Genomic DNA, 22,711 nt, shown 5'->3' with positions numbered 1-22,711 from the left:
ACATGGCCGACACCGCCGAGACGAAGATCGAGAAGGCAGAGAAGACAGCGAAGACCGAGAAGAGCGGGACGTCCGAGAAGAAGCCGGAGCGCAAGGCCGACCACCGTTCCGGAAAGAGGCCCAGGAGGCGCCTCACCCGGCCCCCGGTGTGGTGGCCGCTGCCCGCCTGCGCCGTGCTGGGGCTCGCCGCCGGCGGGGCGTACGGGCTGATCAAGGCTCCCGAGTATGCCGCGACCAGCTATGTCGTCGCCGTTCCCGACGACACCACCCAGCCCGCCACCGCCCTCGGCTTCGCGCAGGCGTACGCCCGTATCGCCACCAGCAGCTCCACCCTCGCCTACGCGCAGCCCCGGGCGGGCATCACCGCGCGCGAGCTGCGCACCCAGGTGCGGGCCGAAACCTCCCCCGAGTCCCCCATGATTGCCATCACCGGCACGTCCAAGAGCCCCGGCGAGGCAGCCGACATCGCGAACGCCGTCGCCGACGCCCTGTCGCTGAGCAGCAACCAGGCCGCGAAGAACACCGGCGTGCAGCTCCTGCTCTTCAACCAGGCCGTGGCCCCCACCGACCCTGCCTCCCCGTCCGCCGCCGTCAGCGGTGCCGTCGGGCTCTGCGCCGGCGGGCTGCTGGGCGGGCTGTGGCTGCTCGCCCGGCCCGGCCGCGCCCGGCGCCCGGAGGAGGGCTTGGCCGGGCCCGCGGCCGGCCCGGCGGCGGAGCGCGTGACCGGGGCCCCGGCCGAGGAGTACGCCACCCTTCCCGCCCAGGGTGAGCCGGCCTCGGTCAAGGAGAAGGAGTCCGTGCGATGAAGCCGGGCTCCGCCGGGGCCCTGTCGGTGACGCTGTGCCGAGACCCCCGGCAGTTCGCCGCGCTGGAGGAGCCGTGGAACCGGCTCGTCCGCGCCTGTCCCACCGCCACCCCCTTCCAGAGCCACGCCTGGCTGCACTCCTGGTGGCTGTCGTACGGCAAGGAGGGCCGGCTCCGAATCGTCCTCGTCCGGCGCGGCGGGGAACTGGTCGGCGCGGCCGCCCTGATGCTCGTACACCGGCCGATCCCGCTGCTGGTCCCCCTCGGCGGTCCGATCACCGACTACTTCGACGTGCTCGTGGCCGACGAGCACGCCGACCAGGTCGTCCCGGCGCTGGCCCAGGGGCTGCACCGGGCCGCGCGCGGTGCCGTGGTCGACCTGCGGGAAGTGCGCCCCGGGGCCGCCGCCGAGGAGCTGTACCGGCAGTGGCCCGGGATCGGCAGCAGGCTCGCCGACTCCACGTGCATGGAGCTGCCGACGCTGCCGTTCGATGAACTGGTCAAGCGCATGCCGGCATCCGGCGCCCAGCGGGTGCGGGCGAAGCTGCGCAAGACCGACGCGGCGGGCATCGAGGAGCACGAGGCCACCGAGCAGGAGGTGCCGCGCGCGGTACGGAACTTGCTGCGGCTGCACGAGAAGCAGTGGCGCGGCCGCGGGGTGACGCCGGAGCACCTGCGCCCCCGTTTCGCCGAGCACCTCACCCGGGCCACCCGCCGGATGGTGCGGGCCGGCCAGGGCCGGCTCACGGAGTTCCGGCTGGACGGCAAGGTGGTGGCGGCCAACGTCACGCTGCTGTCCGCGGGGCTCAGCGGCGGCTACCTCTACGGCGCGGACCCGGACCTGCGGGCGCGCAAGGTGGACGTGGCGACGCTGCTGCTGCGCTACGAGGCCGGGCGGGCGCTGGCGGAGGGCCGGCCGGTGGTGAGCTTCCTGCGGGGTAACGAGCCCTACAAGAACCACTGGCGGCCGGCGACGGTCGTCAACCAGCGCTTCCTGATGGCCACGACCGCGCTCGCGCCCCTGCTGCGACTGCACGAGTCGCAGCTGACGGGGCGCGAGCGGGCGGTGGACGCGCTGCGCGAGGCGCTGCCGGCCGCCAGGGACTGGCGGGCGCGGCTCAACGAACTGCGGGTGCGATGACCCGGCTAGAAGGGCCAGAAGCCGGAGCCGTCCCCCAGGTCGATCTTGAAGCAGACCGACTGCTTGCCGACGAGCTTGGACAGCCATTCGCCGAGGTTGACCGGCACGCACCACTGCCGGCTGCCGAGGGGAGGCTGCTGCGGCTGGGGCGCGGGCTTGACCGGCGTGGGCTGGGGCTTCGGTACGACCGGGCCCGGCGTGACGGGCGCCGTGGCCACGGGAGAGGGCGTCACGGGCGAGGGCCTGGGCACTTCGGGGCTGGGGGTGACGGGCTCGGGGGCCTCCGGGCTCGGTGCGACGGGGGAGGGCACGAGCGGGCTCGGGGTCACCGGAAGCGGCACCTCGGGGCTCGGCACGGCCGGGCTCGGTTCCACCGGGGAGGGCTCGGTGGCCTCCGGGGTCGGGACCTGCGGGGTCGGGACGTCCGGGGTCGGGACCTGCGGGGTCGGGACCTGCGGGGTCGGGACCTGAGGCGTCGGGACCTGCGGGGTCGGGACCTGAGGTGTGGGAACGCCCGGCGTCGGCACCACGGGCGTGGGCACGACCGGTGTGGGCACCACCGGGGTCGGGACCACCGGAGTCGGGACCACCGGGCCGGGCGCCTCGGGCGTCAGCGCGTCTCGGAACACCTTCGTGGACGCGGGGTTCTGCTTGCACTGCCACACACCGTGCGGGCAGTAGTCGGTGATCGTGTGGTAGAGCGGTTTGTGCTGCGCGATCCACTGGAGCATGCGTCGCACGTACTCCGGGTTGTCACCGCGCCGGAACAGGCCCCACTCGGGGTACGAGATCGCCTTGCCGTGGGCCCGTGCGAAGTCGACGTGCTGCTGGAGCCCGTACGGCTGGGAGATCTGGTCGTCGAAGGTCTGGCCGGGCCCCTGGTCGTAGGAGTCCATCCCGATGATGTCGACGTAGCCGTCGCCCGGATAGCACTTGGTCCAGCCGATCGCGTCCGTACCGCGGTTCGGGGCGAAGTCGAACTTGAACTCCTGGCCGGGCACGGAGCGCATCACGGTGACGACGCGCCGCCAGTACAGCTTCCAGTTCGCCGGATCGGGACGGCACCGGTGGGTGTAGGTGACGCCGTTCATCTCCCAGCCGAGCACGATCACCGTGTCCGGGACACCGAGCGACACCAGCCGCTGGGCCAGCCTGCGGAAGTGCTCGTCGTGCTCGCCCCGCGCGCCCGCCCGGATCAGCTGGGCCACCTGCTGGTCGGGCACCCGCGCCTCGTTGCGCGCCTGCATGGGCACGTTGAGGACGAACATCCGGTCGTCGTCCGCCAGACGCCAGCGCGCCCAGTCCTCCAGGAAGGAGACCCGGCCCTCGATGCCGGCCCACTGGTCTCCGGGGAGATAGGTGTGGCCGACCCGGATCTCCCGGCCGCCCAGCCAGCGCGAGAGGTGCGGGATGCGGGCCACCCCACTGGGGCCGTAGTCGAGATAGGCGCCCATGGCGGTGCCGGAGTCCTTGATCCGGTCCTCGTCGGGCGCCGCGAGGGCGGCCCCGGTGGCGAGCAGTCCGGCCGTGACCGTGCCGATGCAGGTGCCCGCCAGTCGGCGGCGTGGTCTGGGCATGGCGTCTCCCGAGCTTTCCTGAATCGGTGTGCTTGTCCAAGACGTTAGGCATCAGATCTGACGAACGGCCTGTTCGGTGACTGCCGCCTAGGCCATTAGCAGCTGCACACCACTCCCGCTTGGTCCGACTAGGTGAAAGACACCGTTGCCATGCACGCGCATCTCAACCATGTGCCCGCCGTTGTGCTCAGACTCGACCGCAATCCGTTCCACCACGGAACCCTCGGCGCCGTCAGATCCCTTGGCCGCAAGGGCGTGGAGGTCCATGCCGTCGTCGAGGCCGGAGGAGGTCCCATGGTGCGTTCGCGGTACCTGCGCGCCGTGCATCCCGGGCCTGCCGGCGGGCTGGACCCGGAGGCCCCCGAAGCCCTGCTGGAGTGCCTGACCAGGGTGTCGGAACTGATCGGCCGTCCGGCCGTGCTCATCGCGATGGACGACCTGAGCGCCATCGCCGTGTCCCGGGTCGCGCCGCTGCTCCGCGAGCGCTTCCGGATCCCCCATCAGCCCGACAACCTGCCCGCCAGGGTGGCCGACAAGGCCGAGCTGTCGCGGCTGTGCGCGCGCTGGGACGTCCCGCACCCGGAGACCGTGGTCCCGGCGAGCGGGGCCGAGGCGGCGGACGCGGCCTGGCGGCTGGGCCTGCCGGTGGTCGCCAAGTGGAGCCGGCCGTGGCTGCTGCCCACCGGGGCGGACGGGCTGCGCAGCACCACGCTCGTGCAGACCACCGCCGAAGCGCGCCGGTTGTACGAGCGCTCCGCGGAGGCGGGGAGCAGGCTGCTGCTCCAGCGGTTCCTGCCGGCCGGGCCCGACACCGACTGGTTCTTCCACGGCGCCTTCACCCACGGCGGGCGTCCGCTGCTCGCCGGTTCGGGTCGCAAGGAGCTGTCCTGGCCGGTGCGCACGGGGCTGACGGCGGTGGGGCGCTGGCTGCCCGACCCGGCGGTGGAGGAGGCGGCACTGCGGCTCGCCGAACGACTCGGCTACCAGGGCATCCTGGACCTGGACTTCCGCCGGGACGAGCGCGGGGTCTTCCGGCTGGTGGACTTCAACCCGCGCCCCGGCGCGCAGTTCAGGCTGTTCACGGACGCGACGGGAATGGACGTGGTCCAGGCGATGTACCTGGATCTGACGGGCCAGCAGGTCCCGCAGCCCTCGGGCGGCGCCGGCCGCGTCTTCGTCGCGGAGAACTACGCGCTGCTGGCGGCGGTCCGTGGCCGGTCCCTGCCGCGGCGCCGGCCGGCGACGGCCCCCGCGCCCCCGAGGACGGGAGCGGCTGCCGAGCGGGGGCAGGTCGAGCCCGCCTGGTTCGCGTCGGACGACGTCCGGCCGTTCCTGTCCATGCTCGCGGCGTTCCTGGGACGCGGCGCGGCCAAGGGGGCCCGGGTCCTGCGGGGTGTCCCGGCGCAGGGCCGCCGCACCGCGCGCGCGGTCGTCCGCGCGCCGCGGCAGCGCGGGCGGGAGCAGCCGGGCACGGCCTCCGCCGGGTCGGTCTCCCGCCCCGCCCCGCCGGAGGCGTCGGCCGAGCCGGACGAACTGGTGACCCGTTGACCGGGCCCGGACCGGCGGTCGGGGCCGGGCGGGTGTCCAAGGTGTTGGAGGAGCGACCGTGACTCGGACCGACGATCTCGTGGTGATCGGAGCCGGCCCGTACGGGCTGTCGATCGCCGCCCACGCGGCCGCCGCGGGGCTCGGCGTACGGCTGTTGGGGCGGCCCATGGCCGCGTGGCGCGACCACATGCCCGAGGGCATGTACCTGAAGTCGGAGCCCTGGTCCTCCAACCTGTCCGCGCCGGACGGGCGGCACACCCTGGCCGAGTACTGCGCCTCCCGGGGAACGGTCTCGGAACACGGCACTCCGCTGCCCATCGGCACGTTCAGCGCGTACGGGATGTGGTTCGCCCGGCACGCAGGGCCGCCGGTGGAGGAGGTGACCGTCACGGAGGTGACCCCGGAGGGGGAGGGTTTTCGCGTCCGCACCGCCGAGGGACCGCCCCTGCTCGCCCGCACGGTCGCCGTCGCGGTCGGGGTGATGCCCTTCACCCAGTACCCCGAGGCGCTGGCGGACCTCCCGCCCGCCCACTACTCGCACAGCAGCGGCCACCGGGACCTGTCCGGCTTCGCCGGCCATGACGTCGCCGTGCTCGGAGCCGGGCAGGCGGCGCTGGAGACCGCCGCCCTGCTGGCCGAGCGGGGGGCCCGGCCGTGCCTGGTCGCCCGGCGCTCCCGGCTGAACTGGAACACCGTCCCGCAGCCCCTGGCCAGGCCTGCGCTGCGCGCTCTGCGCGAGCCGCACAGCGGTCTCGGCACGGGTTGGCGCAGCTGGGTGTGGTCGGAACTGCCGTGGGCGGTGCGCCGGCTGCCCGCGCACACCCGGGAGCGGATCGCGGCGACCGCGCTGGGCCCGGCCGGCGCCTGGTGGCTGCGGGACCGTTTCGAGCGGCGGGTGCCGGCGCTCCTCGGGCACCGGCTGCACCGGGCGGTGGCGGCGGGCGAGCGGACCCGGCTCGGGCTGACCACACCGGCGGGTGAATCCACGGTCCTGGACGTCTCCCACGTCATCGCGGCCACCGGCTTCGTCCCCGACCTGGCCCGGTTGGGGATGCTCGACGCCCCCCTGCGCGCCGCGCTGCGGACCGTGGGCGGCGGCAGGGCCCCGGAACTGGGCCCCGGCTTCGAGTCCTCATGGCCCGGACTGTTCTTCGCCGGGCTGTTGGCGGCTCCCTCATTCGGCCCTTCCATGCGATTCGTGCACGGAGCGGGCTTCACGGCGGGGAGACTGGTGGCAGGAGTCCGCAAACGCCTCGGTGCCCGGCGTCCGCGGCCGGGCCCGCCCGGTGTCGCCCGATGGGACCGGGTCGCTTCCCCCGGGCCGGGCCCGGGGGTGCCCCCGGGGCATCCGAAGACGTACCTGCGGTGAGAACCGCGGTCAGATAGGGGTCCGTGATGAGTGCGGAGCGAGCACAGGGCCGCGGCTGGGTACGCATTCCCGCCAGCCGCGGCGAACAGTCCGCCACGTCCGGGCCCGCCGGGCACGACCGTCCCGCGTACCCGGGCTCCTATCCGGGCCCGCATGCGGGCTCCTATCCGAGCCAGCATTCGGGCGGGTACGCGGGTCCGTACCCGGGCGGGTACGCGGGTTCGTACGCGACGGCCGCCGCCACCGACCCGGCCACGATCTACCTCTCCGTCGTCCGGCGCTGGCGGGAGGCCGGGCGCACTCTTCCGGGGCACCCCGACGAGGAGTGGGAGCGGCTGATCTCCCAGCCCTGCTGGCCCGGCCGTTAGGAGGCGCGGACGGTGGCAGCGGCGGAGCGCGACGCACCCGGGCCGGCCCGGCGGACCCCCGTGACCGATGCCGGGGAGCGGCTCGCGCTGAACGGCATGGGCAGCTTCGAGTGGGACCTGGACTCGGGGACGGTGGCGCTGGACGCGGCCGCCATGGCCGTGTTCGACGTGGAGCCGGGGGAGTACGACGGAACCCCGGAGAGCGCCGCGCAGCGCGTCCGGCCCGAGGACGCGGCCCGGCTCCGCGAGACCATCGCCGGGGTGCTGGCGGAGGGCGGGGAGACCTTCGGCGCGTACTTCACCGTGCACAGGCGGGACGGCAGGGACCAGTGGACGCACACCACGGGCCGCGTGGTGCGGGGCACCGAGGGACAGCCCCCGCACATCGCCGGGATCGTCCGGGACGCTGCCGCCGAGCTGGCCCACGCGACGCTGCTGCGCAAGCTGGAGGCGGCGCGCGCCCAGCAGACCACGATCGTGCAGCGGACCACCGAGGCCCTGTCGCGGGCGGTGACGGTCGACGACGTCACGGCAGCGCTGACCGGCGCGGGCGCGCTGGAGCGGCTCGGAGCCGACGGGCTGGCCCTAGGGCTGGTCGAGGGCGGCACCATGAAGATCATCGCGCTGAGCGGGGAGTCGCTGGAGATCCTCAGCGAGCGCAGGTTCACCCGGATGGACGGGTCGCTGCCGCTCTCGCACGCGGTGCTGACCCGGCAGGCACGTTTCGTCACCTCGCTCACCGAGCTCGGCGAAGAGTTCCCGCTGCTCGCGGACTACCTCGGCCGCATCCGGTTCGACGCCGCCGCCTACCTGCCGCTGATCGCCCAGGCCAAGGCCATCGGCGGGCTGGTCCTCTTCTACCGGCACCGCGAGGAGTTCAGTCCGGAGGAGCGCAACCTGTGCCTGGGCCTGGCGGGCATCGTCGCCCAGTCGCTCCAGCGGGCGCTGCTCTTCGACCAGGAGCGGGAGTTCGCGACGGGCCTGCAGGCGGCCATGCTGCCGCGCCGGATCCCGGAGATCTCCGGCGGGGAGATCGCGGTCCGCTACCACGCCGCGTGGAGCGGGCGGGAGGTCGGCGGCGACTGGTACGACGTGATCGCACTGCCCCGCAACCGGGTCGGCATCGTGGTGGGCGACGTCCAGGGCCATGACACGCACGCCGCGGCCATCATGGGCCAGCTGCGGATCGCGCTGCGGGCGTACGCCGGGGAGGGACACCCGCCGTCCACCGTGCTGGCGCGGGCTTCGCGCTTCCTCGCCGAACTGGACACCGAGCGCTTCGCCACCTGCCTGTACGCGCAGGTGGACCTGGAGACCGGCGGCGTACGCGCGGTCCGGGCGGGCCACCTCGGCCCGCTGATCCGCCACACGGACGGGCGAACGGGCTGGCCCAACGTCCGCGGCGGCCTGCCGCTGGGCCTGGCCTCAGCCTTCGAGCAGGAGGATTTCCCGGAGACCCAGCTCGACCTGGTCCCGGGCGAGACGCTCGTCCTGTGCACCGACGGCCTCGTGGAGGAGCCCGGCACGGCCATCACCGCCGGCATGGACGCTCTCGCCCACGCGGTGCGCAGCGGCCCGCAGGACGCCGGGGCGCTCGCCGACCACCTCTCGGACCGGCTGTGGGAGCGCTGGGGCTCCGGCGACGACGTGGCCCTGCTGGTGCTGCGCAGGGCCCCCGACCCCGGCACCCACCGGGCGCCGCGCATCCACCAGTACATCCACCAGGCGGATCCCGAAGGCCTCCGTGAGGCCCGCTACGCCCTGCGCCAGGCCCTGCGCGACTGGGGTGTGCCGGAGCTCGCCGACGACGTGGAGGTGGCGGCGGGGGAGCTGCTGGTCAATGCCCTCCTGCACACCGATGGCGGGGCGGTGCTGACCATGGAGGTGCTGCCGGAGCCGGTGCGGCGGATCCGGCTGTGGGTCAAGGACCGCTCCAGCGTGTGGCCGCGCCGGCGAAGCCCGGGCGAGGCGGCCACCACGGGGCGCGGGCTGCTGCTGGTGGACGCCCTGGCCGCGCACTGGGGCGTGGAGTCCCGGGGCGACGGCAAGGCGGTGTGGTGCGAGTTCGACATCGGCGACAGCTCCCGGAGCGCCGGGTGACTGGCCGTACACGCCGAGTTGTGGGCGGCGGTGGCCGGGGCGATGATGCCGACCATGGAACGGAACGCGCTGTGCGCAGGCTGAGCCGGGGTGCCGTGACCGGCATCCTCGCCGCGCTCCTGCTGGCCGCGGGAGTGCCGACGGCCGTGGACTGGACGACGGGACGACCGCACGCGGACCCCGGGTGCCAGGCGGTGGCCTTCATGTCGATGACGGGCGTCGCGCCCGAGTGCCGGTCCCGGTAGCGGCGGCTACCGGGAAGGCGCCGGGGCTGCGCACGGGCCTCAGTGCCTGCGGACCTCGACGTCTTGCCGGTCCTGGGCGACGGTGCTGACCGACCTCGGCATCAGGCCCGAGAGCCGGACCTCCTGGAGCTCGGCGGTGACCACCGCGCGGCCCGGGCGCACGTCCACCCAGCGGCCGGGGGCCGTGGCCACCCACCGGCGCTCCTTGCCGTCGCAGACGGGCTGCTCCGCCCCGATGCTCAGCCGGCCGCCCTCGTGTTCGACGGTCGCCTTGATCTGCATCGCCCCCGAGGGTGAAGCCTGCTCGCAGTGGTAGGACCCGGAAAGGGTGACGGTGCCGTCGCCCGCGACGTACGCGTCGTGATGCACGGAAATACCTTGACTGAAAACGGTGGCGCCGGCCGGGGCACAGAACAGCGTGGTGGCGGCCAGTGCGGAGAAGGCCGCGAGGGCCATTCGGCGGGGGGAGATGCGCATTCTTCCTCCAGAGGGTGCGGACGGCGGTATTCCGCCGGAACGCATTGTGCTGGCAGGTGGCCGTACGCGTTCGCTCCCCGGACTCGTGTCGGTGTGTGCATTTGCCTGCCCGGGGGCGTGAAACTGGCCGCAATACGTCCCCGAAGGGATCTTGCATGCGCCAGCCCGCCCTCCCCGCCCTCGCCCTCCTCCCGCTGCTGCTGTTCGGTGCCTCCGCCTGCCAGGGCGCTCGCGAGGGAGTCGCCCTTGCCCCGGCCGCGGCCCCGGCCGTCCCGGTGGACGACGGGGCTCCCGGGGGCGAGGAGGGTCCCGTACGGCCGGTCGCGAAGGACGCCCATGTGGGTGACGCCCTGCGGGTGCACGGCACGCAGGTGGGCCGCCACCTGGAGGTCGTGCTCGGTGCGTACGTGGATCCGGCGATCAGTGCCGACAAGAACTTCGCCCCGCCCGCCGGCAAGCGCTGGGTGGCCGCCTCGATGTCGTTCGTCAACGTGGGCGGTGCCTCGTACGGGGCTCTCGGACGCATGTGGGCGCACGACGGCGCGGGGCAGCGCCACCCGGTGGTGCCCACCGGTGAGCTGACGACCGGCAAACCCATCGTCTTCGATTCCCTGGAGGTCGGTGAGCGGGCAGAGGGGTGGGTGGTGTTCGAAATCCCAGAAAACGCGCGCATTGTGCGGCTGGAATACCAGGACACGAACATCCGGGCGAATGTCGGAGAGGGATTCTGGGCTGTCTAGCCCGCCCGGGTGAAAGGCCGTGAAAGGCCCGGGCGCGCGACCACTAGGGTGCGGCGCATGACTTCTACTCAAGCCGAAATCGACCGGTCCCAGCTCGGCACCCTTTCGGTGCTCGCCTGGATCGGCGACCCCTCCGAGGCACACGACATCCCGTACCTCCTCGCCTACACCCTGGGCGACGGCCCGGGCGGCCGGGAGGCCGGGGAGGTGGCGGCTCGCGGGCTGCTGGAGGAGATCGGCCTGCCCATCGGTGACGTCGTCATGGACGGCACCCGCAACCCCGCCGGCTTCCCGGTGCAGATCCTGCTGGAGGGCAACCAGATCGCGCTCACCCTGCCCGGGATGAACGCACAGTGCACTGCCCCCGACGAGTGGGTCGCCGCGGCCGACGAGAGCGGGCAGGTGTACTTCCTCTTCGCCACGCGCGCCTGGCCCGAGGCGGTCCCGGGGCGGCCCGTCGACGCGACGACCCTCCAGGCCTTCGCGGGCGACGAGGAGGTCCTCACGGCCAGCGCCCACTGCGTGCTCTCCGTGCGGCGCCTGCAGAAGTAGCCGGCCGCCCCACCGCTCCGGCCGCCGGGCTCCCAGCCTGCCCGGTGGCCGGGCCCCTCCCGCGGGCTCCCGCCGGGTCTCGGCCCGGGCCCCTTTCCCCGGATCTCCGCCCGGAGTCCTCCGTCAGGGCCGCTCGAAGACGAATCCGAGCGAGCGGACCCGATTGTCGAAGCTGGAACCCGCCAGGTCCGGCAGGCCCACCGCGCGCAGCCCGACCGGCCGGGTCAGCAGCTCGCGGAAGAGCGCCTTCATCTCCACCCGGGCCAGGTGCGCACCCAGGCAGAAATGCGGTCCGCCGCCGCCGAAGCCCAGGTGCGGATTGGGCGAGCGGGTGATCACGAAGGCGTCCGGGTCGGGGAAGACCGACGCGTCGCGGTTGGCGGAGGCGTAGTACAGGACCACCTTCTCGCCCGGCCGGAAGACGCGGCCGCCCATGGTGTGCTCGGCGGTCACCGTCCGGCGGAACTGGATGATCGGCGTCGAGTGCCGGATGATCTCGTCCACCGCGCCGTCCGCGTACGTCTCGAAGTCCGACATCAGCAGGTCCCGTTGGCCGGGGTGGTCGGTCAGCAGGGTCAGCCCGTGGGTGATGGCGTTGCGGGTGGTCTCCACCCCGGCGACCATCAGGAGCGAGAAGAAGGCGCCGAGTTGGCGGGCCCCGAGGGCCTGTCCGTCGACGTTCGCGCAGACCAGCGCCGAGATCAGATCGTCGGCCGGGTTCTTGCGCCGCTCCCTGCCGATGCCCGCCACCATCCGCTGCATCCGGGCGAGCGCGCGCAGCCCGCGGCCGGGCATCCGCAGCCGGGAGAGCAGGCCGCGTTCCACGCCGATGTTCTCGGAGGCATGGTTGACCCGGTCGGCGATCTCGGCGCGGAAGCGCTCAGGGATGCCCATCATGTTGCAGATGACCTCCAGCGGCAGCCGGGAGGCCACCGCCGAGACGAACTCGTCGGGCCGGTCGGCCAGTACGTCGTCCACGATGCGGGCGGCCACGGCGTGGATGTCGGCCTCGGCCGCAGCCAGCAGGCGGGGAGTGAAGGCCCGCTGGACGATCCGGCGGAGCCTGGCGTGGTCCGGGCCGTCCAGGTTGACCATGGAGTCGCCGAACAGGGCCCGCACCCAGCGGGCCGGTTCGGGAGTGGTCACTCCGGGGGCACTGGCGAAGACCTTGGGGAGCCGGCTGGCCTCCTGCACGTGGGCGTGTCGGACGAGGGCCCAGTGGCCGGCCCCCTCGGGCACGAACACGGGGCCTTCGGCGGCGCGCAGGCGGGCGAAGACGGCGAGCCGGTGTGCGGGCGGCTGCTGCCAGAAGCCCGGCTCGGCCAGTTCCCCGCCGGGTCCGGTGCCGTGGCGTTGCGCCGGGAGTGTCATGGCCGTGCCTCCAGTCGGTGCGGTGCGGTGTGTCCTGCTCGTCCTGCTCGTCCTGCGCTGAGAACGGCGGCGGGGGCGCGGGAGTGACGGTCGGGCCGCCGCCCGCTACAGGACCTCGGCGCCGGACCGCTCGGCCAGGATCAGGCCGACGGTGACCGTGACCACCGCGACGAGTCCCGCGTAGAGGACGGCGTAGGCGCCCGTCCAGATGCAGGCGAGGGTGACCACGGCGGAGACCGGGAGCACCAGCTGCTGGGCGAGGCCGCGCTTGAAGTGGCGCGAGTGCAGCAGCCACACCATGAAGAGGAAGGCCGCGGCCGGGACCATGACGGATGCGTTGGCGGAGACCTGGGAGATGTGCGCCTTGCCGACCGCGTGCTCGACCACGACCTCGATGCCCGCGCCGATCGCCGCACCGGAAGCGAAGATCAGCAGGTGGCCGTAGCCCCACGGGATGGCCTCCCGGTTGGAGGTCAGGTGCTGGTGCATCGGCACGGCGAAGTAGATCCACCACGCGGCGAACACGATCAGCAGCCCGCCGGCGGCGATGGGGAGCAGCAGGTCGAGGGCTTCGTGCTCGTCGAGCGCGGACTTCACGGCCACCGTGCTCGCCGCGATCGTCTCGCCGAGCACGATGATGGTGAACAGCCCGTACCGCTCGACGATGTGGTGGGCGTGCCAGGGCGTCTGGTGCCCGCGCTCGGCGATCACCGGGACCATCAGCTCGGCCGCGACCAGCACCAGGAACAGCCAGCGCTTGGCGCCGTCGGGCGCGAAGAGGAGCCCCACCCAGCCGGCCTGGCAGATCACCAGCCCGGCCGCGTACGTCAGGGCGGCGGTGCGGGCGGCGCCGCTCTCCCCGGCGGCGGCCCGCAGCCACTGCGCCGTCAGCGCCACGCGCATGATGATGTAGCCGACGACGGCGATCGCCCAGTCGTTCTCGTCGAAGGCTTCGCCCACCCCTGCCGCGTAGACGAGGACGCCGGCGATCTGGACGAGCGTCGCGATCCGGTACGGCACGTCGTCGCAGTCGTAGGCGGAGGCGAACCAGGTGAAGTTCATCCAGGCCCACCACACGCCGAAGAACACGAAGAAGTAGCCGATCACCCCGGTACCGGGATGGCCCTCCGCGAGTGCGTGCACGAGCCGGGCTCCGGCCTGCGCGACAGCCACGACGAAGCAGAGGTCGAAGAACAGCTCCAGCGGGGTCGCGGGCGCGGTGGCCCTCGTCTCGGCTGCGGGCGGTCATCGGGGTGTAGGCCATACGGTCAGGAGAGCAGGGTGGTGACGCGCCGCAGCTCAGGCGCGCTGCCCGGGGGGCCGCTGTGCCCCGGGCGGCCGTCCGGGCCGGTCACGCCGGTCACACCGGGCTGCTCGGGCCGCTGCGGGTCAGAGGCTGCGGGCGGCGATGTCGCCGTAGGCGGTGGTGGCGTGGAGGGTGAGGTCTCGGCCGCTGCCGTCGTGGGTGAGGGCGTTGCGTATCCGGCCGTAGGAGGTGCCCGCGTCGAGGGTGGCACGGGTTCCGCGGGCGGCGCCGACGGAGATGTCGCCGGCCTGCGTCCGCAGGACGACCGTGCCGCGGACGGCCTCGGTGACGTGCACGCCGCCCTTCTGGGTGGTGATCTCCGCGGAGCCGCCGAGACGGCCGACCGTGATGTCCCCGGCCTGGAGGGCGAGTCGGGCGCCCGCGGTCTCGTCGAGCTTGATCGCGCCGTGGGCGCTGTCGATGGTGACGTCCCCGAGCCGGCCGACGCCCCGAATCTCGGCACTGGCGGTCCTGGCCTCGACGCGGGAGCCCGTGGGAAGCCTGACGGTCACCTCGACCGATCCGGAGCCGCCGAGGATCCGGTTCCTCGGCGCAGCGGCGGCGATCCGCAGGATGCCGTCTGCGTACGCGACGGTGGTCCGTTCGGCGGCCGTCACATCGCGGCCCCTGGAGGCGTCGGCCGGGAGGATCTCGACGGTGGTGTCGGCGCGGTCGGCGGCGATGAAGCGGAGGCGTCCGACGGGGATGTCGAGGACGGCGGCGATCGGGGCGGCGGTGGTGAACTTCTGCATGGTGCTTCTCCGTTCTCCGTCAGCGGCGCCCTGCGGCCCGCTGTTTCCGATAGGAGAAAAGCTACGTTGCGTTTGTAGTTTCGACAATCACGCGATTGCATGCGGCCTCTATGTAAGCAGCTCAGAGGCCCTATTTCGTTGCAACTGCTTCGAGATGAAAGCTAAGGGGGTGGCGCTGCGTTGCAATGAGATGGAGGTGAACGCTAGGGTGGAGATTCCACGGGATGCAGAGGGAGGCCGCGATGCCGGGAGGCAGGCTTACGCAGCAGGAGCGCCGGCAGATCGCCCTGGGGGTGGCCGACGGCCTCGCCTATGCCGAGATCGCCAGGCGCTTGGACCGTCCGACCTCCACGGTCACCCGCGAGGTCATGCGCAACGGCGGCCCCTCCGGCTATCGGGCGGACCAGGCCCACCGTGCCACCGAGCGCCGCGCCCGCCGGCGCCGCACCGCCGTCCCCCCGAGCGCGGATCCGGTCGTCCTGCCGCACGGCCGCGATCCCGGAGCGGTGGCCGCGTACGAAGAGCAGTTCACCACGGTGATGATGCAGTCGGGCCTGTCGAACAAGATGACCGCGCGGGTGATGGTCTGTCTCCTTACCGCCGATTCCGGCAGCATGACCGCCGCCGAGCTCGTCCGGCGCCTCCAGGTCAGTCCGGCGTCCATCTCCAAGTCGATCGCCTTCCTGGAGGGGCAGGCTCTCGTCCGCCGGGAGCGTGACGAGGGCCGCCGGGAGCGCTACGTCATCGACGAGAACCTCTGGTACCAGTCGATGGTCACAAGCGTCCGCTCCCTCAACCAGCAGGTCGACATCGCCCGGCAGGGTGCCGGTGTCCTCGGCCCCGGTACCCCGGCCGCCGTCCGCCTGGAGAACGTCGCCCGCTTCCTCGACTTCGTCGCCGAAAGCCTCGCCCGCGCCGCGGAGCAGGCCCGAGACATCCTTCATGTGAAGGGGGAGGAGCCCTCGGGCGGCGCCGACGGCGAGGTGTGACCGGGCGAGGTGTGGCCGGGCGGCGTGAACGCGTGGAACGTGGACGCGAGCCGAGGCCGGGAGGGCGTCGAGGACGGGCCGTCGCGCGACGCCGGCGATGTGGCCGGTCCCGGCCGGCGCAACCGCAGGCCCGGCGAGGGCGACGGGCGGCCCGTACCCTGGTGGCATGAGCAGCACCCCCGACCCCGACCCGCAGCCCCCGCGCGCTCCGCCCCCGAGGCCCGGCAGTCCAGGCCGAAGCCGCGGATCGTCTTCGACGACCCGCTGGACCAGCAGTCGTCGGACGACACCGACCGGGGCTGGGGCGAGCGGCCGCCCACCGGAGGAAGCGCGGCCGATCTGGCCCGCTTCCTCGACGAGAAGCCACCGCACCACATCTGACCGGACGGGGCGGCCGGTGCTGCCGGCGCGGTCAGAAGCCGTTGCGCGAACCCGCCTGGCCGCCGACACTGCCGCCCGTGCGCTGCGCGACCAGGGTGTCCCGGATCTCCTTGAGGACCTCCAGCTCGGTGATCTCGACGATCTCCTGGGCCCCCTCGCGGGCCTTGCGGCGGTCCTCCATGCGCGCCAGGTACTTCGACATCGGCAGCACCATCAGGAAGTACACGACCGCCGCGGTGATCACAAAGGTCAGCGTGGCGTTGAGCACCGACCCCCAGAGGATCTCGACACCGGTCGGCTGGCCGTCGGGGCCGATTTCGCACGGCGCCTTCAGGCAGGACTTGTAGCCTTCCAAGCTCTTCGTGCCCACCGCGCCCACCACGGGGCTGATGATCCCCTTGACCACGGAGTTCACGATGTTCGTGAACGCGGCGCCGATCACCACGGCCACCGCCAGGTCGATCACGTTGCCGCGCATCAGGAAGGCCTTGAAGCCCGCCAGCACGCTTTCCTTCTTGTTCTCGCTCATCGCTGAGCCCTTCTCTGCGGAAGCCAAACACGGAGCCAACGGTTCCGAAAGCTACGGCAGTCCGGGCGAGGTCTGTCCAATCGGTCTTCACTTTGAGGTGAATTGACTGATCGTGCGTACGGATCAGCACAGCGTCACCGCCAGCCGCGCCGTCGCGCCGGCGCCCACCAGGTCCCGCGCGGTGTCCCTCGGTACGGACAGCACGACCAGCGCCCCGCCGTCCCCAACACCCTGTTCCGGATCGGGTACTTCGGCGACCGTGGCCCCTGCCGCCACCACCCTGGGTTGCTGCGCCCGCTCGGCCGCCACCACGTCCACCCGGTCCCCGGGCCGCAGCAGTCGCACCGTCGCGCCGTCCGCGATGCGCACCGGCGCCGAGACCAGCCGCACCACCGTCGGCGGCGGTTTCACCTCGGACGGCGGCTCGCCCCGGGAGGCCTGGGCCTCGGTCCCTCCCACGGCGAGTGCTGCCGCCACGACGGCCAGGGAGGCCGAGGCGGCCCGCCGCCGGCGCCGCAGGGCCCGACGCAGCCGCCCGGGGCCCCGCCCCACACGGAGTGGCGGGAACGGCGGGACGGGACGCGACGGAGGACACGCGGAGGAGGCTCGTGGCGATGCCGGGGAGAAGCCCGGAGCGGAGGGCGGAGGGGTGGCCGGGCAGGAGGTCGTGGACGAGGCCGAAGAGGCTGCGGAGGTACGGGACATGACGAGCACCACCAGACGGAGTGAGTTCCTGTGCCCGGACTCGCCGCCCGGACACACTCCACCATCCGGCCTGCGCCCGCATCCCGCTCGGGCCTGTGGACCGTCCCCAGCCTGTGGAAAACCCTGTCACCCGACCGAGTGGCGAACCCCCGTCCACACCGTCCTCGGTGGCGGGTGGACCTCAGCGCTTCGCCGGCACCTGGCAGGACTCCGAGAAACCCTGGCTGGTCAGGCCGAAGGCGCTGTTGATGCGTGAGCGCCAGTTCTCCAGCGCGACCACCGCCGTCAGTTCGACGAACGCCGCCTCCCCGAGCCGTGCGATCAGCGCCGCGGCCAGTTCGTCGGTGACCGTGGGCTCGGTCTCGGTCATGGCCTCGGCGTACTCCATGACCAACAGCTCCAGCTCGGTGAACACCTCACGGGCCTCCCGCCATTGCGGAACCCGCTCGATCTTCTCCGGCGCCATCCCCAGTTCGTGGCCCTCCCAATAGCCGAAGTCCATGCACCACGAGCAGTTGATGCGGGCCGCCGACGCCATCACGGCGAGGTGCTTCAGGCCGGCGTCCAGCGCGTTCCATCCGGCCGCCCGCTGTTCCAGGCGGACGTAGGTGAACAGCACGCGCGGGTTGTGCCCGTAGGCCTGTCCGGGGTCGAGCACCTTGCCGTAGGTGCGGCGCGAGTACCAGGCGCCGACGCGCATCAGCAGGGTGCGGGGCGGGGTGAGCGAGATACGCGGCATGACTGTCATCTCCCGGAGCGGTCTGTCCGAATGGGCCTTCACGGAGGAAGACCGGACAGCCGCCCCGGATGTGACAGCGCGGACTACGGAAGCTCGATGCCCAGGTCCCAGCCGTCCAGCGCGTGCGTGCACAGGCAGTCGCGGGTCGCCGTGGCCGGCAGCGCCGCCACCGCGTCGAAGAGGACCTCGCGCAGGCGGCCGACGTTCTCGCCGAACACCTTGAGCACCTCCGTGTGGGACACGCCCTCACCGGTCTCGGCACCCGCGTCCAGGTCTGTCACCAGAGCCATCGAGGTGTAGCAGAGCCCCAGCTCACGGGCGAGGATCGCCTCCGGGTGCCCGGTCATGCCGATCACCGACCAGCCCGCCGAGGCGTACCAGCGGGACTCCGCACGCGTCGAGAAGCGCGGCCCTTCGACGACGACCATGGTGCCGCCGTCCACCGGCTCCCAGTCCCGGCCGCGGGCTGCGGCCACCGCCACGGAACGGCCCACCGGACAGTACGGGTCGGCGAAGGTGGTGTGCACGACGTTCGGAACGGATCCGTCCGGCAGTGCCACCCCGTCGAAGAAGGTCTGCACGCGGCTCTGCGTGCGGTCGACCAGCTGGTCGGGCACGAGCAGCGTGCCCGGCCCGTACTCGGGCCGCAGGCCGCCGACGGCGCACGGGCCGAGCACCTGGCGGACGCCGACCGAGCGCAGGGCCCAGAGGTTCGCCCGGTAGTTGATCTTGTTCGGCGGGACCGTGTGGCTGCGCCCGTGCCGGGGCAGGAAGGCCACCGCGCGGCCGGCGAGCTCGCCCATGTACAGGGAGTCGCTGGGAGGCCCGTACGGGGTCTCCACCTGGATCTCGGAGACGTCCTCCAGGAAGGAGTAGAAGCCCGAGCCGCCGATGACACCGATCTCTGCGTTCACCATGCCGCTCACCCTAACCGGGCACGCCGGAGGCCCCGCAGCCCGGTGGGGGCGTGCGGGGCCTCGGGAAGGAGCGGGTCAGGCGGCCGACGTGGAGCTGCTGCTCGTGCTCGACGACGTCGAGGAGGACGAAGCGGCGGGAGCGGCGGCGGCGGTCGACGTCGAGGACGACGACGTGCTCGACGCGGGCTTCGAGGCAGGGGTGCTGCTCGACGAGGCGCCACGGCTGTCGTTCCGGTAGAAACCGGAGCCCTTGAAGACGATGCCGACCGCGGAGAACACCTTCTTCAGGCGTCCGTCGCAGTTCGGGCACACGGTCAGCGCGTCATCGGTGAACTTCTGCACGGCCTCAAGGCCCTCACCGCACTCGGTGCACTGGTACTGGTAGGTCGGCACGAATTTCCTCCTGGCACTCTGACTCAATGAGTGCTAACGACGCTCCATGGTGACGTATTCCGGCGGATCAGTCCACCGTCACCGGCACGCGGTGACCCATCCCACGCTCGTTCACCCGGATACGGGGCGCCGCAGACGGGCCGGCCGCAGCGCCGATCTCGGCGCGGCCCGGGACCTCGGCACGGGCCGCGGTCCCGCTGCCGGACGCGGCCTCGGTACCGGACCCCGCCTCGGCACCGGGCGCGGACGCGTTCACGATCCGGCTCGGAGCCTTCGGGGCCAGCTTGGCGCGCAGCGTCAGCAGGGTGGCCAGCGCCAGGGCGGTGGCCGCCATCGGCACCATGAAGCCGGACGAGGATCCGTGCGCGTCGGTCAGGCGGCCGGCCAGGATGACCGCGATGGCCTGCCCGAAGGCGATCGAACCGGTCAGCCAGGTGAAGGCCTCGGTCCGGGCGTTCGCCGGAACCAGCTGCTCGACCATCGTGTAGCCGGTGATCAGGGCCGGGGCGATGAACAGGCCCACCACCAGGCCGAGCGCGCCCAGCAGGATGACCGAGTGCGCGGCCCACAGCACGGACGCGGCGGCGGTGAGGCCGACGTACCCCAGGATCAGTCGGCGGCGCGGGCCGATCTTCCAGGCGATGGCGCCCATGGCGATGCCGGCGGTCATGTTGCCGGCGGCGAAGACGCCGTAGAGCAGGCCGTTGGCGCCGGGGTTGCCGATCTCGTTGGAGAAGGCGGCGAGCGAGACCTGCATGCCGCCGAAGACGGCGCCGATCCCGAGGAAGGCGAAGATCAGCACGCGCAGGCCCGGGTAGGACAGCGCGAAGGCGCGCTTCCCGCCGGTGGTCGACGGGGTGTGCGTGCTGGGCTGGGAGGCGCGGCGGGCCGCGAAGAGCAGGCCGCCGAGCAGCGTCAGGGTGGCCTCGGTGGCCAGACCGGCCGCCGGGTGGACGCCGGTGCACAGGGCGGTTGCCAGGACCGGGCCGACGACGAAGGTGAACTCGTCGGTGACGGATTCGAAGGCGGCGGCCGTCGGGAGCAGCGGTGAGCCCTCCAGCCTGGCGGCCCAGCGCGCCCGGACCATCGGTCCGACCTGCGGTACGGAGGCGCCGGTGGGTACGGCGGCCAGCGCCAGCGCCCAGACGGGGGCGCCGGCCAGCGCCAGGGCCGTCAGGCCGCTCACGGCGGCGGCGTGCGCGAGGACCACCGGCACCAGTACGGCGCTCTGGCCGAACCGGTCGGTGAAGATGCCCATCAGCGGGGCGGAGAGGGCCATCGAGATGCCGGTGACGGCGGCGACGATGCCGGCGCTGCCGTAAGAACCGGTGGTGTGCTGCACCAGCAGCAGGATGCTGATGGTCAGCATGCCGAAGGGGAGCCGGGCTGCGAAGCCGGGGAGGACGAAGCCCAGGGCGCCAGGTGTGCGCAGGAGCTGTCCGTATCCGGGGCGGGCGGACGTGTCGGTCGTGACCGCGGATGTCACGGCCTTGCCTTTCCGCTGCCTGGTAGAACTCCCCGTCTGCGGACGGTGCCGTGCTTTGTGAGCGGTCGCACCCGTACGTGTTGGGAGCCCCGAGAGCTGTCCTCTTGCGCAGAACCGAGTGATACCTGGGCGCCCCTTGCGGGAGGGAGCCACGGCCGCTTTGCGGTCGCGCCAGCTCTGCGTCAGGCAGAGTTGGTTCGATCTGTTGTGCCTTCATCGTACAGGGGACGCCGGTATCACGCCCTGTGATTGCCCCGACAATCCGTGTCTTCACCTGCGATTGGCGGGAACTTCGCAGATGAAGGACCTCGCATATGCTGACAAAGGCCGTCGGATCTCCCCGAATGCGCCCGGATGAGAACGCTGCTCCGGGGCCGGTCCGGCGGATCGGGGTCGCCCGGCCGCGATCCGCCCGACGGCCCTGGCCGCGATCCGCCGGACCGGCCCTAGGGGGAGCCGGATCCGTTTCCGGTCCCGAGCCAGCCCGCCAGCTTCCCGCCCCGGGCCACCGCCCGCAGCCGTGCCTCTGCGGCGTCCCGGACCGGGTCCGTGGCCACCACCAGCAGCTCGTCACCCCGCCGCAGCACGGTGGACGGCGCCGGTACGAAGCTCCTGGCGTCCCGCACGACCAGCGTGACCGATGCCCCGGGCGGCAGCCTCAGTTCGCTGACCTCGACGCCGTGCATCCGTGAGGCCGGCGGGATGGCGAAGGACAGCAGGTGCCCGCGCAGCTTCTCCAGCGGCGCCGACTCGATGCCGAGGTCGGACGCGGTCTCCATGCCCCGCCCGAGGTCCAGCTTGCGCGCCAGCCAGGGCAGGGTCGGCCCCTGCACCAGGGTGTAGACGACGACCAGCACGAAGACGATGTTGAAGACGCGGTCGCTGCCCTCGATCCCGGACACCATGGGGATGGTCGCCAGGATGATGGGCACGGCGCCGCGCAGGCCCGCCCACGACATCAGGACCTGCTCCTGCCACGGGATGCGGAAGGGCAGCAGGCTGACGAAGACCTCCAGGGGCCGCGCCACCGTCGTCAGCACCAGGCCGATGATGACCGCGGGCCAGAAGTCGCGGACCAGCTCGTGCGGCGTGACGAGCAGGCCCAGCAGCACGAACATGCCGATCTGGGCGATCCAGCCGAGCCCGTCGGCGAAGCCGCGCGTGGCGGGCCAGTGCGGGAGCTTGGCGTTGCCCAGGACGACCGCCGCCAGGTACACGGCGAGGAAGCCGGACCCGTGCGCCATCGCGCCGGCCGCGTACGCCACGATCGCGATGGCCATCACGGCGATCGGGTAGAGGCCGGATGCGGGCAGAGCCACGTGCCGCAGGGCGTAGGCGCCGAGGAAGCCCACGGCCAGACCGATCGTGGCGCCGATCGCGAGCTCCAGGGCGATCTTGCCGAGCAGGACGTACCACGCGTCCGCCGGGCCCACTGCGGAGAGCGCGACCACGAGGATCACGACGGGTGCGTCGTTGAAGCCGGACTCGGCCTCCAGGACGCCCGTGATCCGGGACGGCAGGGGCACCTTGCGCAGCACGGAGAAGACGGCCGCCGCGTCGGTCGAGGAGACGACCGCCCCGATCAGCAGCGCCTGGCGCCATTCGAGTCCGACGAGGTAGTGCGCCCCCGCCGCCGTCACGCTCACACTGATCGCCACACCCACCAGGGAGAGCATGATCGCGGCCGGCAGGGCCGGCTTGATCTCTTTCCACTTGGTGCCCAGACCGCCCTCGGCGAGGATCACGACGAGGGCGGCGTAGCCGATGACCTGTGTCAGCTCGGCATTGTCGAAGACGACGTTCCCGATGCCGTCCTGGCCTATGGCGACGCCTATGCCGAGGTAGATGAGCAGGCTGGGCAGGCCGCTGCGCGACGAGACCCGCACGGCGGCCACGGCGACGAGCAGTACGAGCGAGCAGACCAGCAGAAGCTCATTGAGCGTGTGGACAGTCAGCGGGCGGCCCTCCTCAATGCGCCCGGCGGATCGGTCCTCCCGGCGGCAAGTTCGGCAAGTAATTCGTTACCTTACCTAATCTTTGACGCGCCCTTTACGCGATAACCACATTGTGAAACGGCTGTTCTCCGCTGTCCTCGGGACCGCGGGACCCATGGAAGATCCATTCAGGGCCGCCTCCCGGGCCGCCCTGCGCCCATGCCCTCCACACAGCCTCCACCCCTGGCGGATCAACGGAGTCGGTCCTGCGCCTATGGTTGCTCCCAG

General features: G+C 72.6%; 22 protein-coding genes and 1 pseudogene. 11 read left to right on the top strand and 12 right to left on the bottom strand.

The genetic code is table 11. The features are described 5' to 3' along the window. Positions 1-2: 2 nt before the first annotated feature. Together R4Z63_RS12955 and R4Z63_RS12950 are read left to right on the top strand one after the other, a co-directional pair. On the top strand, positions 3-806 hold the full coding sequence (locus tag R4Z63_RS12955; RefSeq protein ID WP_384450016.1) for a YveK family protein: 804 nt from the start codon (positions 3-5) through the stop codon (positions 804-806). Next, complete coding sequence (locus R4Z63_RS12950) at positions 803-1,945, top strand: GNAT family N-acetyltransferase (RefSeq protein WP_037925067.1); 1,143 nt, start codon at positions 803-805, stop codon at positions 1,943-1,945. Before R4Z63_RS12955 ends, R4Z63_RS12950 begins: the two co-directional genes overlap by 4 nt. A 5-nt stretch (positions 1,946-1,950) precedes the next feature. On the opposite strand, the gene R4Z63_RS12945 is transcribed toward R4Z63_RS12950, so the two are convergent. Next, positions 1,951-3,522, bottom strand: a complete 1,572-nt coding sequence (locus R4Z63_RS12945; RefSeq protein WP_384450019.1) for a glycoside hydrolase family 26 protein — start codon at positions 3,520-3,522, stop codon at positions 1,951-1,953. Between the two features lie 294 nt (positions 3,523-3,816). Here R4Z63_RS12945 and R4Z63_RS12940 point away from each other — a divergent pair, with 294 nt between their 5' ends. The 5 genes from R4Z63_RS12940 (at position 3,817) to R4Z63_RS12920 (ending at position 9,152) form a co-directional block, all read left to right on the top strand. After that, entirely contained in the window at positions 3,817-5,070 is a 1,254-nt protein-coding gene (locus tag R4Z63_RS12940) for a carboxylate--amine ligase (protein ID WP_384450022.1), read from the top strand. Positions 5,071-5,128: 58 nt separating this feature from the next. Continuing rightward, positions 5,129-6,439 carry an NAD(P)-binding domain-containing protein gene (locus R4Z63_RS12935; RefSeq protein ID WP_384450025.1) on the top strand — a complete coding sequence of 437 codons (1,311 nt, stop codon included), beginning with the start codon at positions 5,129-5,131 and terminating at the stop codon, positions 6,437-6,439. 26 nt (positions 6,440-6,465) lie between these two features. After that, positions 6,466-6,807 carry a hypothetical protein gene (locus tag R4Z63_RS12930; RefSeq protein WP_384450028.1) on the top strand — a complete coding sequence of 114 codons (342 nt, stop codon included), beginning with the start codon at positions 6,466-6,468 and terminating at the stop codon, positions 6,805-6,807. A 12-nt stretch (positions 6,808-6,819) separates the two neighbouring features. Next, the gene (locus R4Z63_RS12925; protein WP_384450031.1) at positions 6,820-8,907 is read left to right on the top strand and encodes a SpoIIE family protein phosphatase; all 2,088 of its coding nucleotides are present in this window, start codon (positions 6,820-6,822) and stop codon (positions 8,905-8,907) included. Between the two features lie 71 nt (positions 8,908-8,978). Then, on the top strand, positions 8,979-9,152 hold the full coding sequence (locus tag R4Z63_RS12920) for a hypothetical protein (RefSeq protein WP_172671370.1): 174 nt from the start codon (positions 8,979-8,981) through the stop codon (positions 9,150-9,152). A gap of 39 nt (positions 9,153-9,191) precedes the next feature. Here R4Z63_RS12920 and R4Z63_RS12915 read toward each other — a convergent pair whose 3' ends face one another. After that, positions 9,192-9,629, bottom strand: coding sequence for a DUF6299 family protein (locus tag R4Z63_RS12915; protein ID WP_384450035.1), 438 nt, complete (start codon positions 9,627-9,629; stop codon positions 9,192-9,194). A 155-nt stretch (positions 9,630-9,784) separates the two neighbouring features. Here R4Z63_RS12915 and R4Z63_RS12910 point away from each other — a divergent pair, with 155 nt between their 5' ends. Both R4Z63_RS12910 and R4Z63_RS12905 read left to right on the top strand, forming a co-directional pair. Beyond that, on the top strand, positions 9,785-10,369 hold the full coding sequence (locus tag R4Z63_RS12910; RefSeq protein WP_384450039.1) for a DUF4352 domain-containing protein: 585 nt from the start codon (positions 9,785-9,787) through the stop codon (positions 10,367-10,369). A gap of 57 nt (positions 10,370-10,426) precedes the next feature. Next, positions 10,427-10,921: a DUF5949 family protein gene (locus R4Z63_RS12905; RefSeq protein ID WP_037925080.1), complete on the top strand. Its 495-nt coding sequence runs from the start codon at positions 10,427-10,429 to the stop codon at positions 10,919-10,921. Between the two features lie 123 nt (positions 10,922-11,044). On the opposite strand, the gene R4Z63_RS12900 is transcribed toward R4Z63_RS12905, so the two are convergent. The 3 genes and pseudogenes from R4Z63_RS12900 to R4Z63_RS12890 all read right to left on the bottom strand — a co-directional run bounded on the left by R4Z63_RS12900 (position 11,045) and on the right by R4Z63_RS12890 (position 14,350). Further along, on the bottom strand, positions 11,045-12,292 hold the full coding sequence (locus tag R4Z63_RS12900) for a cytochrome P450 (RefSeq protein ID WP_384450044.1): 1,248 nt from the start codon (positions 12,290-12,292) through the stop codon (positions 11,045-11,047). 105 nt (positions 12,293-12,397) lie between these two features. Continuing rightward, positions 12,398-13,541 (bottom strand): annotated as a pseudogene (locus tag R4Z63_RS12895) (low temperature requirement protein A). Positions 13,542-13,681: 140 nt separating this feature from the next. Then, positions 13,682-14,350 carry a DUF4097 family beta strand repeat-containing protein gene (locus tag R4Z63_RS12890; RefSeq protein ID WP_037925087.1) on the bottom strand — a complete coding sequence of 223 codons (669 nt, stop codon included), beginning with the start codon at positions 14,348-14,350 and terminating at the stop codon, positions 13,682-13,684. A gap of 242 nt (positions 14,351-14,592) precedes the next feature. Here R4Z63_RS12890 and R4Z63_RS12885 point away from each other — a divergent pair, with 242 nt between their 5' ends. Together R4Z63_RS12885 and R4Z63_RS12880 are read left to right on the top strand one after the other, a co-directional pair. Next, a complete protein-coding gene (locus R4Z63_RS12885) occupies positions 14,593-15,339 on the top strand; it encodes a helix-turn-helix domain-containing protein (RefSeq protein ID WP_384450050.1) in 747 nt (248 codons plus the stop codon). Between the two features lie 24 nt (positions 15,340-15,363). Then, positions 15,364-15,720, top strand: a complete 357-nt coding sequence (locus R4Z63_RS12880) for a hypothetical protein (protein WP_491522541.1) — start codon at positions 15,364-15,366, stop codon at positions 15,718-15,720. A 31-nt stretch (positions 15,721-15,751) separates the two neighbouring features. On the opposite strand, the gene mscL is transcribed toward R4Z63_RS12880, so the two are convergent. From mscL to R4Z63_RS12845, 7 genes are all read right to left on the bottom strand, one after another. Continuing rightward, on the bottom strand, positions 15,752-16,249 hold the full coding sequence (mscL, locus tag R4Z63_RS12875) for a large conductance mechanosensitive channel protein MscL (protein WP_037925088.1): 498 nt from the start codon (positions 16,247-16,249) through the stop codon (positions 15,752-15,754). A gap of 123 nt (positions 16,250-16,372) precedes the next feature. Beyond that, positions 16,373-16,954, bottom strand: coding sequence for a hypothetical protein (locus tag R4Z63_RS12870; RefSeq protein ID WP_384450054.1), 582 nt, complete (start codon positions 16,952-16,954; stop codon positions 16,373-16,375). Positions 16,955-17,135: 181 nt separating this feature from the next. Beyond that, positions 17,136-17,693: a carboxymuconolactone decarboxylase family protein gene (locus tag R4Z63_RS12865; RefSeq protein ID WP_384450057.1), complete on the bottom strand. Its 558-nt coding sequence runs from the start codon at positions 17,691-17,693 to the stop codon at positions 17,136-17,138. A gap of 83 nt (positions 17,694-17,776) precedes the next feature. Continuing rightward, positions 17,777-18,610, bottom strand: coding sequence for an S-methyl-5'-thioadenosine phosphorylase (locus R4Z63_RS12860; protein ID WP_384450060.1), 834 nt, complete (start codon positions 18,608-18,610; stop codon positions 17,777-17,779). Between the two features lie 75 nt (positions 18,611-18,685). Then, positions 18,686-19,003, bottom strand: a complete 318-nt coding sequence (locus R4Z63_RS12855; RefSeq protein WP_384450063.1) for an FmdB family zinc ribbon protein — start codon at positions 19,001-19,003, stop codon at positions 18,686-18,688. 67 nt (positions 19,004-19,070) lie between these two features. Continuing rightward, a complete protein-coding gene (locus tag R4Z63_RS12850) occupies positions 19,071-20,489 on the bottom strand; it encodes an MFS transporter (RefSeq protein ID WP_384450066.1) in 1,419 nt (472 codons plus the stop codon). A gap of 446 nt (positions 20,490-20,935) precedes the next feature. Then, positions 20,936-22,507, bottom strand: coding sequence for a potassium/proton antiporter (locus R4Z63_RS12845; protein WP_384450150.1), 1,572 nt, complete (start codon positions 22,505-22,507; stop codon positions 20,936-20,938). Positions 22,508-22,711: the final 204 nt, after the last annotated feature.

Source organism: Streptomyces sp. PL-29 (assembly GCF_058344425.1).
This window is presented reverse-complemented; position numbering and strand designations above follow the sequence as displayed.

Excerpts from the sequence above, each read along its gene's own strand:
- R4Z63_RS12955 (WP_384450016.1), top strand. The coding sequence starts at position 3 with ATGGCCGACACCGCCGAGACGAAGATCGAGAAGGCAGAGAAGACAGCG.
- R4Z63_RS12950 (WP_037925067.1), top strand. The coding sequence starts at position 803 with ATGAAGCCGGGCTCCGCCGGGGCCCTGTCGGTGACGCTGTGCCGAGAC.
- R4Z63_RS12945 (WP_384450019.1), bottom strand. The coding sequence starts at position 3,522 with ATGCCCAGACCACGCCGCCGACTGGCGGGCACCTGCATCGGCACGGTC.
- R4Z63_RS12940 (WP_384450022.1), top strand. The coding sequence starts at position 3,817 with ATGGTGCGTTCGCGGTACCTGCGCGCCGTGCATCCCGGGCCTGCCGGC.
- R4Z63_RS12930 (WP_384450028.1), top strand. The coding sequence starts at position 6,466 with ATGAGTGCGGAGCGAGCACAGGGCCGCGGCTGGGTACGCATTCCCGCC.
- R4Z63_RS12915 (WP_384450035.1), bottom strand. The coding sequence starts at position 9,629 with ATGCGCATCTCCCCCCGCCGAATGGCCCTCGCGGCCTTCTCCGCACTG.
- R4Z63_RS12910 (WP_384450039.1), top strand. The coding sequence starts at position 9,785 with ATGCGCCAGCCCGCCCTCCCCGCCCTCGCCCTCCTCCCGCTGCTGCTG.
- R4Z63_RS12905 (WP_037925080.1), top strand. The coding sequence starts at position 10,427 with ATGACTTCTACTCAAGCCGAAATCGACCGGTCCCAGCTCGGCACCCTT.
- R4Z63_RS12900 (WP_384450044.1), bottom strand. The coding sequence starts at position 12,292 with ATGACACTCCCGGCGCAACGCCACGGCACCGGACCCGGCGGGGAACTG.
- R4Z63_RS12890 (WP_037925087.1), bottom strand. The coding sequence starts at position 14,350 with ATGCAGAAGTTCACCACCGCCGCCCCGATCGCCGCCGTCCTCGACATC.
- R4Z63_RS12885 (WP_384450050.1), top strand. The coding sequence starts at position 14,593 with ATGCCGGGAGGCAGGCTTACGCAGCAGGAGCGCCGGCAGATCGCCCTG.
- mscL (WP_037925088.1), bottom strand. The coding sequence starts at position 16,249 with ATGAGCGAGAACAAGAAGGAAAGCGTGCTGGCGGGCTTCAAGGCCTTC.
- R4Z63_RS12870 (WP_384450054.1), bottom strand. The coding sequence starts at position 16,954 with ATGTCCCGTACCTCCGCAGCCTCTTCGGCCTCGTCCACGACCTCCTGC.
- R4Z63_RS12865 (WP_384450057.1), bottom strand. The coding sequence starts at position 17,693 with ATGCCGCGTATCTCGCTCACCCCGCCCCGCACCCTGCTGATGCGCGTC.
- R4Z63_RS12860 (WP_384450060.1), bottom strand. The coding sequence starts at position 18,610 with ATGGTGAACGCAGAGATCGGTGTCATCGGCGGCTCGGGCTTCTACTCC.